Source organism: Rhizobium sp. BG4, from assembly GCF_016864575.1.
Classification (GTDB): Bacteria; Pseudomonadota; Alphaproteobacteria; order Rhizobiales; family Rhizobiaceae; genus Rhizobium.
In genome coordinates, this window is record NZ_CP044126.1 from 763,643 (window position 1) to 776,125 (window position 12,483).

The following is a 12,483-nucleotide window of genomic DNA, read 5'->3' on the forward strand; positions in this document are numbered from 1 at the left end:
TGCAACTATCATTCATGGGAGATCGCACATGGACATGGATGACGCAGACCGCTACCGCGCCCCGGCGCTCGACAAGGGTCTCGACATTTTGGAACTGCTGGCCAGCGTCGAGGACGGCCTGACGCAGGCGGAAATATCGAAGCGGCTCGACCGCAGCCCGAACGAGTTCTACCGCATGCTCGACCGCCTGGTGCGCCGCGGCTATGTGACGAAGCTCGAAGGCGATCGCTTTGCGCTGACGCTGAAGCTCTTCGGCCTGTCGCAGCTGCATGCGCCGACCCGCCGCCTGGCATCCTTCGCGACGCCGCTGATGCGCGATCTGGCGCAGAAGAGCCGGCAGGCAAACCATCTTGCTGTCTTCGACCGCGGCTATGCCGTTGTCATCGCTCAGCAGGAAGCGCCGGATTATTGGGGCATTTCGATCCGCGTCGGCTCGCATGTGAACCTGTTCGACACCGGCTCCGGTCACGTCCTGCTGGCCTTCCGGGATGCCGAAGAGCGCGAATTGATGATCGCGGAGCATGTGCGCAGCAAGGACGATCCGCGGCTAACGCCCGAATTCTACGAGCGGCTCGACCAGATCCGCGAGCGGGGCTACGAGATGATGGCGAGCGCCCAGACGGCCGGCGTCTACAACCTCTCGGCACCGATCTTGGGACCGGACGGACGCGGCATCGCCGCTCTCACCTGCCCCTATATCGCGCTGGTCAACGCACCAAGCGCGCCTGACATCACCCGCACGATCACCCACCTGCAGAAGACGGCGGAACAGCTGTCGCTGCTCGTCGGATCCGATGTCAACGTGAAGTTCTAGGCCTATTTCTTATCTGAATGATCTCTGCATAAGCCGCAAAACGGGGAGGACGCTTTGCTTATCGACACCCACCTGCACCTGATCAACAAGTCGAAACTGAACTATCCCTGGCTCTCCGCAGTCCCGGCGCTCAATCAGGACTTCCTCTACAGCACCTATGCGACGGAAGCTCGGCGCTGCGGCATCGATGCGGCGCTGCATATGGAAGTCGACGTCTATCCCGGCGAAATCCAGCGGGAGACGGATGTCGTCCGGGAGCTTTCGCAGGGTGACGGCAATCTGATCCGCGGCGTCATCGCCTCCTGCCGCCCCGAGGAGGAAGGCTTTGCAGCCTATCTTGAGTGTCAAGTGGCCGATCCCTTCGTGAAGGGCTTCCGGCGCGTTCTCCACGTCGTTCCGGATGATCTCTCCGAAGGCGCCCTGTTTCGCGAAAACATCAAGCGCATGTCGGGCACCGGCCTGACCTTCGACCTCTGCGTTTTGCCGCATCAGATGACGCGGGCGATGGCGCTCGTCGATCTGGCGCCGGATGTGCAATTCATCCTCGATCACTGCGGCGTTCCGGCGATCAGCAGCGGCGCGTACGACGCCTGGAACGATGGCATCCGGGACATGGCCAAGCGGCCGAACGTCATATGCAAGGTCTCGGGCATCGTCGCCTATGCGGATGCCGGGACCTGGGACGTCGAAACGCTGCGGCCCTATGTCGAGCATGTCACGTCAAGCTTTGGCTGGGATCGCCTCGTCTGGGGCAGCGACTGGCCGGTCTGCACGCTGGGCGGCGGCCTCTCGACCTGGGTGGCGACGACCCATGCTTTGTTCTCGGGCAATAGCGATAGCGAGCGGACGAAGGTCTTCTCGGGCAATGCCAGGAAGCTCTGGAATCTCGCTTGACCGGAAGACGTGGCGCGCGCTCCCTGACAGGGAAACGGGCGCCACGACAGCAGGGCTTCAGAAGCTCTCTGCAAAGAGCCTGTTCAGATCGGCGGCGATCACGGCTGAGCTCTCTTTCCCGTTCAGCCCTTCGTTCAGCCTGTCGGATCCCCGCTGCTGGAAGGCCATGTAACCGTCGTGGCGGGGCCGGACCCAAGCGCCCTCGAGAGTGGCGCGGGTACCGCGGTAGAAGTCGGCTGTCGCCGCATTCGCAGCGTCGTCTTCCCATGCAGCGGCATGCCCGGCCTGACCGCCCGAGCTCGTATAGAGACTGCGCTGGATGTCCGCGCCGGAGATCCAGTAGGCGAAGTCGAGCGCCTGCTGCGGATGGCTTGAGAAGGCCGAAACCGCAATGCCGGTGCCACCCAGCGCCGAACCGACCGGACCGAGATTTCCGGCGACCGGAATGTCGGCGAACTTGATCAGCCTCTCGCGGAAACCGTCGATCGAATAGTTGATGTAGCCGTAGATCAACGGCACGCAGGCAATCGGGCTATCGGCAAGCGCCATGCGCTCGAAGACAGCGATCGGATCCATCTCGAAACATTCGGGGTCGATGAGGTCAGCTATCTCCCGCATCATTTCAACCGTCTCCGCACCAGCGGCGGGATCGATCAATTGACCGGCCTCGGTCCGGCATGGATGCCCGCGATTGGCCGACAGCGTATAGAAGGTCATCAGCGTATGCGGCGGGCGGAGCGGCAGCAGCACCTGCCCTTTTCGGGCGAGCTCGAGAACTTCCTGCCAGGTCGCGGCGGGCTTTTCGATCCGGTCCGGACGGTAGGCCTGCACCTGCGTTGCGGCATCGATCGGGAAGCCCCATTGGCGCCCGTCCCAGAGATAACTCGGATAGGAGGCGCCGACGCTGCCTTTCTTCAAGGCTTCGCGCTCGGCCTCGCGGCCGGACACATCGAGCGGCAACAGGCACTTCTCGCCAGTGATCTGGCCCACATGCGGGTGGTCGATGACGATCAGGTCATAGGCGCGCGCCAGCTCCTCGACCGGATAGGTCTCGAAGTCCTGCAGCGACCGCTTTTCCCAATGGATTGCAGTGCCCGTCTGTTCCTCGAACAGCCGCGAGCATGCAACCATCGGGTCGTAGCCGCGCGGATGGTTCCAGGTCATTCCCTTCAGCGTGATCTTGCTCATAGCCCGAACTCCTCGCGGATGGCCGCGCTATGCTCTCCGATGCGCGGCGCAGCGCGATGAAAGACCGGCCGGGCGCCATCGACGCGGAGCGGCGAGCGGGTGGTCAGAATGGAAACGTTGTCCTCGCGGGTCACCGTCTGCAGCATATCGAGCGACTTGAAACCGTCGCTCTCCATCAGTTCGTTCCAGTTCAGCACCTTGGCGCACCAGATATCGGCGGGCTCCAGGATCGCCAGCCACTCGTCGATGGTCTTCGTGGCAATCCGCCTGGCGATCAGCTCCTTGATCAGGTCACGCTGCTGGAACCAGCTTGAGGGATCGTCGCGATAGGGATCGAGCTCCGGCATTTCCAGAAGATCGGCGAGCTTCGGGATCGGCGTCATGGCGATCGCCAGATAGCCGTCCGCAGCGGCGTAGACGCCATAGGGAGCCGCGAGATAGGCATGGGCGCTGCGGAAATTCGACCGCTTCGGCAGCCGCTTGCCATCGTTCAGATGCGTGGTCAGCACCTCGAACTGGAAGTCGACGAGCGCTTCGAGCAGGCTGGTCTCGACATGCGCGCCCTTGCCGGTGATGCCCCGGCGAACGAGGGCCGCAAGGATACCCTGACAGGTGGCGGCACCGGCGAGCATATCGCCGATCGCCAGACCGAAGGGCACCGGTCCCTGGTCCTCATCGCCATTCAGCCACATCACACCGGAGCGCGATTGCGCCAAGAGATCCTGGCCGGGACGCTTCACCCAGGGGCCTTCTTCCCCATAGCCGCTGATCGACGCGTAGACGAGGCGCGGGTTGATCTCTTTCACCGCATCATAGTGCAGGCCGAGCCGCTCGATGACACCCGGCCGGAAGTTCTGGATCAGCACATCGGCCTTCAGAAGCAGCGTGCGCAGCGCCTTCAGGTCGGCCTCGTTCTTCAGGTCGATCGCCAGGCTTTCCTTGGCGCGGTTGATGGCGTGGAAGATCGTCGAGTCACCGCCGATTTCGGTGTCGCTGAGATAGAGCCGGCGCGAGAGATCGCCGCCGTCGGGCCGCTCGATCTTGATGACCCGCGCACCGAGATCCATCAGGCGCAGCGAACAATAGGGGCCGGAGAGGAACTGGCTCATGTCGACGACGACAAGGCCGCTCAGGGGAAGATCGCTGGATTGCGTCATTGCATCTTACTTTTCTGTCTGGCCGGCAAAATCGGCCGGGTTCCTGTATTTCACCGTTTGCAGGTGCTCGCAGTAGAGCACCAGTTCGCCCTCGCCCTTGAAGACCTCGTAGCTCGCCCTGATCAGGCCGAGCTCCTTGTAGCGGGGGCGTTTGTCGAGGTTGGTGCGGATCGTGTAGATCGTGTCGCCGATGAAGACCGGCTTGATGAAGCGCAGCTTGTCGTAGCCGTAGGAAAAGGCGTTGACGCAGTTGGTGGCGACGAGCCCGAGCCCGGCCGAGAAGACGAAGGCACCGGCAACGAGCCGGCGTCCGAAGGCGCCTTCCTTCTCCGCAAACATCTGATCCTGCACATAGGGATGGATGTCGGTCACCAGCACATTGAAGAGGTGGCTGTCGCTCTCGCCCATCGTGCGGCGCAGCGAGCGGATCTTCTGGCCCTCCGGCCAGTCCTCATAGAACCAGTTTTCGGCATTCCAGACCGGCAGATCGGCATGCGCCTGCGGCATGTCGGACGGATGCGTGGACGAAATCCCGACTGTCGGCTCCTGGCCCACGATCATGCCTCCTCCCGGCAATGAGTTTTCTTATGTGAAGATCATTTTCACATATGAGTGATCTTTGCAAGTCCCGTAAGTTTGTGCCAAGACAGAAGGCGCGGCGTGAATGCCGCGAGCGCTGGGAGGCAGAGAGAGAATGAGAGCCGCAGATTCATCAACCGCGCCGCATCGATGTGTATAAAGGCGGTAGCGGCCTTGATATCTTCAGCCGCGCCGCGCCAAACTCTTAAAATAGGGGAGCGCGCTCCATCCATAATGGGATGCGCCGCCGATCAATCCCAAGCAAGCAGAGCCCTGCGACAACGAGATTCTGGTCCAAAACATGCGCCTTACGGATTGCCATAACTTCCACGACTTCCGCCGCCTCGCGAAGCGCCGCCTTCCGGGCCCGATCTTCAACTACATCGATGGCGCGGCTGACGACGAGGTGACCTACCGGCGCAACACATCCTCCTTCGAAAGCTGCGATCTGCTGCCGAGCGTTCTGCGCGGCGTGAGCAATGTCGATATGTCGGTCACGGTTATGGGCCAGCGGCTGGCGATGCCGGTCTATTGCTCGCCGACGGCGCTGCAGCGGCTGTTCCATCACGAGGGCGAGCGCGCCGTGGCGCGTGCCGCCGGCAAGTTCGGCACGATGTTCGGCGTCTCCTCGCTGGGCACGGTGAGCCTCGAAGAGGCGCGGCGGATCAGCGGCGCGCCGCAGGTCTACCAGTTCTATTTCCACAAGGACCGCGGCCTCAATCGCGAGATGATGGCGCGCGCCAAGGAAGCGGGCGTCCAGGTGATGATGCTGACCGTCGACAGCATCACCGGCGGCAACCGCGAGCGCGACAAGCGCACCGGCTTCTCCATCCCCTTCCGGCTGAACCTCGCGGGCATCGCGCAATTCGCCGTCAAGCCGGGCTGGGCACTCAATTTCTTCACGCATGAGAAGTTCAAGCTGCCGCAGCTCGACAGCCATGTCGACATGGGCAGCGGCACCATGTCGATCAGCCGCTACTTCACCGAGATGCTCGATCCCGCCATGAACTGGGACGACGTCGCCGAGATGGTGAAGACCTGGGGCGGCCAGTTCTGCCTCAAGGGCATCATGACAGTCGAGGACGCCAAGCGCGCCATCGATATCGGCTGCACCGGCATCGTGCTGTCGAACCACGGCGGCCGCCAGCTCGACGGCTCGCGAAGCGGCTTCGACCAGCTGGCCGAAATCGTCGATGCTGTCGGCGACAAGATCGACGTGATGATCGATGGCGGCGTGCAACGCGGCACGCATGTGCTGAAGGCGCTGTCCCTCGGCGCAAAAGCCGTCGGCCTCGGCCGCTACTACCTCTTCCCGCTGGCCGGTGCCGGCCAGGCCGGGGTGGAGCGGGCGCTGACGCTGATGCAGGCCGAGCTCGAGCGCGGCATGAAGCTGATGGGCTGCTCGTCGATCGACCAGCTAACCCGCGCGAACGTTCGTTTCCGCTAATCCGGCCCTCGATCCGTTCACGATTGAGAGAGCAAGCGTTGTGTGTGACGGCACGGCGCGGTAGCTTGCCATGTCTTTTGAAATGGAGGATTTTCAATGGATTATCGCAAGCTCGGCCCGAGCGGCACGATCGTGACCGCCTATTGCCTCGGGACCATGACATTCGGCGCGGAGTCGGATGAGGCCACTTCGCACAAGCTGCTCGACGACTATTTCGCCTGGGGCGGCAATTTCATCGATACCGCCGACGTCTATAGCGCCGGCGTCTCCGAAGAGATCACCGGCCGCTGGCTGAAGGTCCGACCTACTGAGGCCAAGCAGGCCGTGATCGCCACCAAGGGCCGCTTCCCGATGGGCGACGGACCTAACGACATCGGCCTGTCGCGCAAGCATCTGCATGCTGCGCTCAACGCCTCGCTGAAACGCCTCGGCGTCGATCACATCGATCTCTACCAGATGCATGCCTGGGACGCGCTGACGCCGATTGAGGAGACGCTGCGCTTCCTCGACGACGCCGTTTCGGCCGGCAAGATCGGCTATTACGGCTTCTCGAACTATGTCGGCTGGCACATCGCCAAGGCCTCCGAGATCGCCAAGGCGCAGGGCTATACCCGCCCGGTCACGCTGCAGCCGCAGTACAATCTGCTGATGCGCGACATCGAACTCGAGATCGTCGCCGCCTGCCAGGATGCCGGCATGGGCCTGCTTCCCTGGTCGCCGCTCGGCGGCGGCTGGCTGACGGGCAAGTACAAGCGCGACCAGATGCCGACCGGTGCCACCCGTCTCGGCGAAAATCCGAAGCGCGGCGGCGAGGCCTATGAGGCCCGCAATGCGCAAGAGCGCACCTGGGATATCATCGCCACTGTCGAGGAAATCGCCAGGGCACGGGGTGTCAGCATGGCGCAGGTTGCACTCGCCTGGGTCGCGGCGCGTCCGGCCGTCACCTCGGTCATTCTCGGCGCCCGCACCACCGAGCAGCTTGCCGACAATCTCGGCGCCGCCAAGCTGACGCTCTCGGATGAGGAAACGCAGCGCCTGACCGACATCAGCGCGCCGACGCCCGGCCAGTATCCCTACGGCGTCAACGGCACCAACCAGCGCCACCGCAAGATGGAAGGCGGGCGCTGAAGCCCGGTTCACTGAAGATCTAGGGCGGCGTCAGATCCTGACGCCGCTCGTTTCGTCGAAGAGGTGAAGATGGGCGGGATCGATGGTGACGCCGATGGTTTCACCGGCATGCGCGCCGCTGCGGCCCGTCTGGACGATCGTCAGTTCCGGCGTGGTTGCGGTCGCGACGAAGGTCGACGAGCCCGTCGATTCCACGAAGGCGACCGGCACGTCGAAAGTGCCCTGCCCCTGGCCGGTAATGCCGAGATGTTCGGGCCGCAGTCCTGCCGTCACCTTGAGGCCCGCCTGCAGCTGATGGCCGGAGGCGATTGTTTGCTTCACCGTGCCGAAATCCAGGGTCAGGCTCCGTCCGTCTTCACCGACGATTGCAGGGACGAAATTCATCGCCGGTGAACCGATGAAACCGCCGACGAACTTGTTAGCCGGCCTGTCATAGAGATCGAGCGGCTTGCCCTGCTGCTCGATGATGCCGTCGCGCATGACGACGACATGGTCGGCCATGGTCATGGCCTCGATCTGGTCATGCGTGACGTAAACCGATGTCGCATGCAGCCGGTCGTGCAAGGCGCGGATTTCCTTGCGCATCGAGACGCGCAATGCAGCATCGAGATTGGAGAGCGGCTCGTCGAACAGGAAGGCCTTGGGATTGCGGATGATGGCGCGGCCCATGGCGACACGCTGGCGCTGGCCGCCCGACAGTTGACGCGGATAGCGATCCAGGAGACCGCTCAAGCCGGCGATGGTCGCGACTTCCTCGGCCTTGCGCTTTGCCTCAGGCTTCGGGACCTTCCGCATCCGCAGCGAGTAAGTGAGGTTCTGCTCCACGGTCATATGCGGATAGAGCGCGTAAGACTGGAACACCATGGCAATATCGCGCATGCGCGGCGGCACGTCGTTCATCACGTCGCCGGCGATCTTCATCGTGCCGCCGGTGATCCGTTCCAGCCCCGCGAGCGAGCGCAGCAACGTCGACTTTCCGCAGCCGGAAGGCCCGACCAGCGCCACGAACTGCCCCTTCGGGATCGTCAGGTTGATATTCTTGAGGGCGTGGTAGGCGCCGTAATGCTTCTCGATTCCGGAGAGCTCGATCTGGATATCCTGGTTCATGCGCGGCGACCTGTGATTGGAACGAAGAGCGGATTTGTCATTGCCATCATTTAACGGCCCCCACCGCGATGCCGCGCGTCAGGGTGCGCTGGAAGATCAGGAAGAAGATCAATGTCGGCGCAATGCCCAGCAGGGCGGCGGCGGCCGTCGTCGTCGGCGTCTGCACGAATTGCCCGTTGAGCACGCCCATGGAGACCGAGACCGTCTGGTTGAAGTTCGAGACCAAGAGCACCAGCGGCAGCAGGAATTCGTTCCAGGTCCAGATAAAGAAGAAGGTCGCGAGCACGGCGAGCGTCGGCATCAGCATCGGCACGACGATGGTCCAGAGGATCTTCCACGGCGTCGCGCCGTCCATCTCGGCTGCCTCGATGATCTCGCGGGGAAAGGCGGTCATCACCGAGGAGAGAAGATAGGTGCCGAAGGCGCTCTGCAGCACCGAGAAGACGATGATGACGGACCAGATCGTGTCGAAAAGCCCGACGGCCTTCGAGAGATAATAGATCGGATAGACCAGCGATTCATGCGGGATCATGATGCCGACCAGCAGGATGGTCAGCATATACTTGCTGCCCTTCACCCGGCCGACCCCGAAGGCATAGGCATTGAGCAGGCTCAGCAGCACCGCGATGACGGCGGTCGATGCGCTGATGATTGTGCTGTTGATCAGCTTCTGCGTGAAATCGACATTGTTCCAGAAGGTCTTCAGCGCTGTCAGATCGAAGCTGCGCGGGAAAGCCAGCGGCCCCCAGGTGCCGTAGTCCTCAGGCGTCCTGATCGCGTTGGTGAAGGCCAGCACGAAGGGGCAGAGGAACAGGATGAGCGCGAAGGAGATGGCAGCCAGCACCCACCAGCGCGACGATCCGTACATGGATCCTGCCGATGTCACGTGTGCAGCCTTGCTGGAGGTATCGAGCGCGATCGCCGCTTCACTCATCGGTCATTCTCCGTATGGCGTGCCTGGATGCGGATGAAGATGAAGCAGATGACGAGGGTCATCAGCATCTGCGCCGTGGTGATGGCCGCACCATATCCGACGCGGTTGGTCGCGAAGAACTCGTGGTAGGACATCTGCGACGGCACCATCGTGGCGTTGTCGGGCCCGCCCGAAGTCAGCACGAAGATCGGCGCGAAGACCTTGAGCGCGGCAATGGTCGTCGTCAGGCCGACCACGAAGATCTCCGGCTTCAGAAGCGGAACGGTGATCGTCCAGAAGCGCGGCAGCCAGGCGGCGCCATCGAGCTCGGCGGCTTCCTGCAGCGAGGGATCGACGCGGGCGAGGCCCGACATGAAGACGACGAGGCAATAGCCGAGCTGCAGCCAGACCATGACGACCATGATCGCCCATAGCGCCAGCTGCGGTTCGCCGAGCCAGTTCTGCTTCAGGCTTCCGAGACCGGTGGCATCGAGCATGGCGTTGACGATGCCGAACGGGTTCAGCATCCAGCCCCAGAGGATACCCGCGGCCGAGACCGGCAGGATCTGCGGCAGATAGAAGCCCGCCCGGAAGAAGCTGGCGAGCGCATTGGAAAAGCGCGAGCTGATATAGTCGAAGAGCAGTGCCGCAAGCAGCACCCCGATCGCCGTCGGGATGATCGCCATGGCGAAGACGAAGGCGGCCGTGTTGACCAGCGAATGCCAGAACGTGTCATCCGTCAGCAGCCGCTCGTAATTGCGCAGACCGGCGAATTTCGGGATGCCGATGCCCTTCCACGTCGTGAAGCTGATCATCAGGTTCATGACGAAGGGGACGAGGATGATGGTGACGAAGCCAAGCATTCCGGGAATGAGGTAGAACCAATAGACCCTGCCCGGCTGTGCGTCCGAGGATGCGCCCGACATATTTCCTCCAGCGTCATTCGAGAATTGGCAGGGCGCCGCAGCGCCCTGCCGGTCGCGGCATATCTGTTACTGGTCGCCCTGGACTTCGTCGTAGGGCTCCTTCAGGCGCTCGGCGAATTCTTCGGGAGTGACCGAACCGCCGATGACCGCCTGCGTCGCCTTCAGCATGACGTCGTAATAGCCGGGGACCGGCCAGTCGGGATAGAAGCCGAGGCCGTTCTGCGCGACCAGCTTGTTGAAGAGCTCGACCTCGATCTTGCCGACGGGATCGGTGACCATGGCCGGATCGGCAGCGATAGGCAGACCGCCGGAATTGCCGAACAGGGCCTGGTTGTCCTTCGACAGCGTGATGTCGATGAAGTCGTAGGCGAGGTCCTTGTTCTTGGCGTTCTTCGGAACGACCCAGATGTTACCCGTCGAGGCCGGCGAGATGACATTGCCCGGGAACAGGAACTGGCTGGCCTTGAAGTTCTTGATTGCGCCGAACTGGGCGCCATACCACGTGCCGGTCACCACCATCGGCGACTTGCCGGTTTCGAACAGGTTGGCCATGTCAGGCGCCTTCAGGCCGGTCGAGTCCTTGGAAATATAGCCCTTCTTGACCCATTCCTGCAGCTTCTGGCCGGCATAGACGAAGGGCGCGGAGTCGAGCGGCGCACGGATCGCCTGGAAATCGTTGACCCACTTCGCATCGGCCTTCGACAGCGCGAAGAGATACATCAGGTGCTGCGCCGGATAGTCGTTGGCAGCTTCGGCAATGGGGGTGATGCCCTTCTTGACGAAGACATCCATCACCTTTTCCATGTCTTCCAGCGTCTTCGGCACTTCGACGCCGGCTTCCTTGAACATGTTCTCGTTGTAGAAAACCGAGACGAATTCGCCGTAATTGGCAACGCCGATCAGCGGCCCGTTGCCATAGATGCCCTTCTCGTCATAGCGGCTCAGCTGGTTGCTGGCATCGGAGAGAACCTTGTCCCAGCCGCGCTGCTTGGCAACGTCGCCGAGATCGGTCAGCAGGCCCTGCGATGCGGCGAGACCGGCAACGGCGTTGCCCTTGTTATATTCCATCAGATCCGGCGCTTCGGCCGAATTGAGGATCATGGTGCCGGACTTGGTGATTTGGTCGAAGGTCTTCAGTTCGAACTGAACTTTGACGTCGGGGTGCTTTTGCTGAAAAGTTTCGAGCGCCTTCTTCCAGGTGATGCCGGCAGCACTCGCCGCATCTTCATACCACCAGATCTTGAAGGTCTTGTCCTCGGCATGAACGGTGCCGGACATCAGCACCGAGACGCCGAGAGCGAACGCAAGTCTTGATATCGCTTTCATACTTTCCTCCCAAAAAGCGGCTGTGCCGCGAAAGCTGTCACGTTAGCGTCGCGCCTGGCCTCCCCGCCGGCACACCGCACGATAGGTCACTCAGCCGGGATCGGCAACAAAATCGCCGCCCCGGGCATGCTTCAGATGGTTCAGCGCATGGACCTGACCGGTCATTTCGAGCGCATCGCGATAAACAGGGTCGTGCCAGCCTTCGATATCGATCGATCCCGACCAACCGGCGAGGCGAAGCTCGGAAATGATGTCGGTCCAGTTGCTGTCGCCGAAGCCCGGCGTGCGCATGAAGACGAATTTTTCCTTGCCGAAGATGCCGTGTTCCTTGATGACGTCCCAGCGAATCGTCGCGTCCTTGCCGTGGACGTGGAAGATCTTCGAGGCCCATTTGCGGATCTGCGGCAGCGGCTCGATGAGATAGACCATCTGGTGGCAGGGTTCCCATTCAAGGCCGATATTGTCATCCGGCGTCTCGTTGAAGATCAACTCCCAGGCATCCGGGTTATGGGCGATGTTCCAGTCGCCGGTCGCCCAGTTGCCGTCCATGGCGCAGTTCTCGAAGGCGATCCTGACGCCCTTGTCGGCGGCGCGCTTCGCAAGTTCGCTCCAGATCTCTCTGTAGCGCGGCAGGCTGTCGGTCAGCACCTTGCCGCGGATGCGGCCGGTAAAGCCGGCAACGCAGGTGGCGCCGAAGTGATGGGCGTTTTCGATGCAATCCTTCCAGCCCTGCAGCGTCTGCAGGTCGATCTCGGTTTCCTCGAGCGGATTGCCGAACATGCCGAGCGTCGAAATCGTGATGTCGCGGTCGCCGATCGCATCCTTGCAGCGCTTGCCGAGCTCGGCGAGATCCTGCCCATTCGTCGTCTGCCAGAAGAAGGGCTCGAAGCTTTCGAAACCCATGCCGGCGATCTGGCCGATGCGCTCGGCGGCGCCGCCACTCGAGGCGCTGATCATGGTGCCGATGCGGATGGACTTTGCGGGGTTACTCACGTTCTCATTCC

12 protein-coding genes are annotated in these 12,483 nt (G+C 62.3%); 4 read left to right on the plus strand and 8 right to left on the minus strand.

Annotated features, from left to right (window positions below):
* The first annotated feature begins 28 nt into the window (after positions 1-28).
* Both F2982_RS23685 and F2982_RS23690 read left to right on the plus strand, forming a co-directional pair.
* On the plus strand, positions 29-814 hold the full coding sequence (locus F2982_RS23685) for an IclR family transcriptional regulator (RefSeq protein WP_112712426.1): 786 nt from the start codon (positions 29-31) through the stop codon (positions 812-814).
* A 54-nt stretch (positions 815-868) separates the two neighbouring features.
* A complete protein-coding gene (locus tag F2982_RS23690) occupies positions 869-1,708 on the plus strand; it encodes an amidohydrolase (protein ID WP_203431113.1) in 840 nt (279 codons plus the stop codon).
* 57 nt (positions 1,709-1,765) lie between these two features.
* Here F2982_RS23690 and F2982_RS23695 read toward each other — a convergent pair whose 3' ends face one another.
* The 3 genes from F2982_RS23695 to F2982_RS23705 are packed head-to-tail and all read right to left on the minus strand — an operon-like array spanning position 1,766 to position 4,614.
* Positions 1,766-2,896: an extracellular solute-binding protein gene (locus F2982_RS23695; RefSeq protein ID WP_203431114.1), complete on the minus strand. Its 1,131-nt coding sequence runs from the start codon at positions 2,894-2,896 to the stop codon at positions 1,766-1,768.
* Positions 2,893-4,053, minus strand: a complete 1,161-nt coding sequence (locus F2982_RS23700; protein ID WP_203431115.1) for a CaiB/BaiF CoA-transferase family protein — start codon at positions 4,051-4,053, stop codon at positions 2,893-2,895. The genes F2982_RS23695 and F2982_RS23700 overlap by 4 nt, the downstream gene beginning before the upstream one ends.
* Positions 4,054-4,059: 6 nt before the next feature.
* Positions 4,060-4,614, minus strand: a complete 555-nt coding sequence (locus F2982_RS23705) for a MaoC family dehydratase (protein WP_130280041.1) — start codon at positions 4,612-4,614, stop codon at positions 4,060-4,062.
* 319 nt (positions 4,615-4,933) lie between these two features.
* On the opposite strand from F2982_RS23705, the gene F2982_RS23710 reads away from it, so the two are divergent.
* Positions 4,934-6,079, plus strand: coding sequence for an alpha-hydroxy acid oxidase (locus tag F2982_RS23710; RefSeq protein WP_203431116.1), 1,146 nt, complete (start codon positions 4,934-4,936; stop codon positions 6,077-6,079).
* Positions 6,080-6,175: 96 nt separating this feature from the next.
* Positions 6,176-7,207: an aldo/keto reductase gene (locus tag F2982_RS23715; RefSeq protein WP_203431117.1), complete on the plus strand. Its 1,032-nt coding sequence runs from the start codon at positions 6,176-6,178 to the stop codon at positions 7,205-7,207.
* A gap of 30 nt (positions 7,208-7,237) precedes the next feature.
* On the opposite strand, the gene F2982_RS23720 is transcribed toward F2982_RS23715, so the two are convergent.
* The 5 genes from F2982_RS23720 to F2982_RS23740 all read right to left on the minus strand — a co-directional run bounded on the left by F2982_RS23720 (position 7,238) and on the right by F2982_RS23740 (position 12,472).
* Entirely contained in the window at positions 7,238-8,314 is a 1,077-nt protein-coding gene (locus F2982_RS23720) for an ABC transporter ATP-binding protein (RefSeq protein WP_203431118.1), read from the minus strand.
* A gap of 46 nt (positions 8,315-8,360) precedes the next feature.
* Positions 8,361-9,182 (minus strand): carbohydrate ABC transporter permease, encoded by an 822-nt coding sequence (locus F2982_RS23725; protein ID WP_203431157.1) that lies wholly within the window; start codon positions 9,180-9,182, stop codon positions 8,361-8,363.
* 62 nt (positions 9,183-9,244) lie between these two features.
* Positions 9,245-10,153 carry a sugar ABC transporter permease gene (locus F2982_RS23730; RefSeq protein ID WP_112712442.1) on the minus strand — a complete coding sequence of 303 codons (909 nt, stop codon included), beginning with the start codon at positions 10,151-10,153 and terminating at the stop codon, positions 9,245-9,247.
* Between the two features lie 66 nt (positions 10,154-10,219).
* Entirely contained in the window at positions 10,220-11,479 is a 1,260-nt protein-coding gene (locus F2982_RS23735) for an extracellular solute-binding protein (RefSeq protein ID WP_203431119.1), read from the minus strand.
* Between the two features lie 90 nt (positions 11,480-11,569).
* On the minus strand, positions 11,570-12,472 hold the full coding sequence (locus F2982_RS23740) for a sugar phosphate isomerase/epimerase (protein WP_203431120.1): 903 nt from the start codon (positions 12,470-12,472) through the stop codon (positions 11,570-11,572).
* Positions 12,473-12,483 lie beyond the last annotated feature (11 nt).

Coding starts and splice junctions, on each gene's coding strand:
- F2982_RS23705 (WP_130280041.1), bottom strand. CDS start 4,614: ATGATCGTGGGCCAGGAGCCGACAGTCGGGATTTCGTCCACGCATCCG.
- F2982_RS23715 (WP_203431117.1), top strand. CDS start 6,176: ATGGATTATCGCAAGCTCGGCCCGAGCGGCACGATCGTGACCGCCTAT.
- F2982_RS23725 (WP_203431157.1), bottom strand. CDS start 9,182: ATGTACGGATCGTCGCGCTGGTGGGTGCTGGCTGCCATCTCCTTCGCG.
- F2982_RS23700 (WP_203431115.1), bottom strand. CDS start 4,053: ATGACGCAATCCAGCGATCTTCCCCTGAGCGGCCTTGTCGTCGTCGAC.
- F2982_RS23720 (WP_203431118.1), bottom strand. CDS start 8,314: ATGAACCAGGATATCCAGATCGAGCTCTCCGGAATCGAGAAGCATTAC.
- F2982_RS23710 (WP_203431116.1), top strand. CDS start 4,934: ATGCGCCTTACGGATTGCCATAACTTCCACGACTTCCGCCGCCTCGCG.
- F2982_RS23695 (WP_203431114.1), bottom strand. CDS start 2,896: ATGAGCAAGATCACGCTGAAGGGAATGACCTGGAACCATCCGCGCGGC.
- F2982_RS23685 (WP_112712426.1), top strand. CDS start 29: ATGGACATGGATGACGCAGACCGCTACCGCGCCCCGGCGCTCGACAAG.
- F2982_RS23735 (WP_203431119.1), bottom strand. CDS start 11,479: ATGAAAGCGATATCAAGACTTGCGTTCGCTCTCGGCGTCTCGGTGCTG.
- F2982_RS23730 (WP_112712442.1), bottom strand. CDS start 10,153: ATGTCGGGCGCATCCTCGGACGCACAGCCGGGCAGGGTCTATTGGTTC.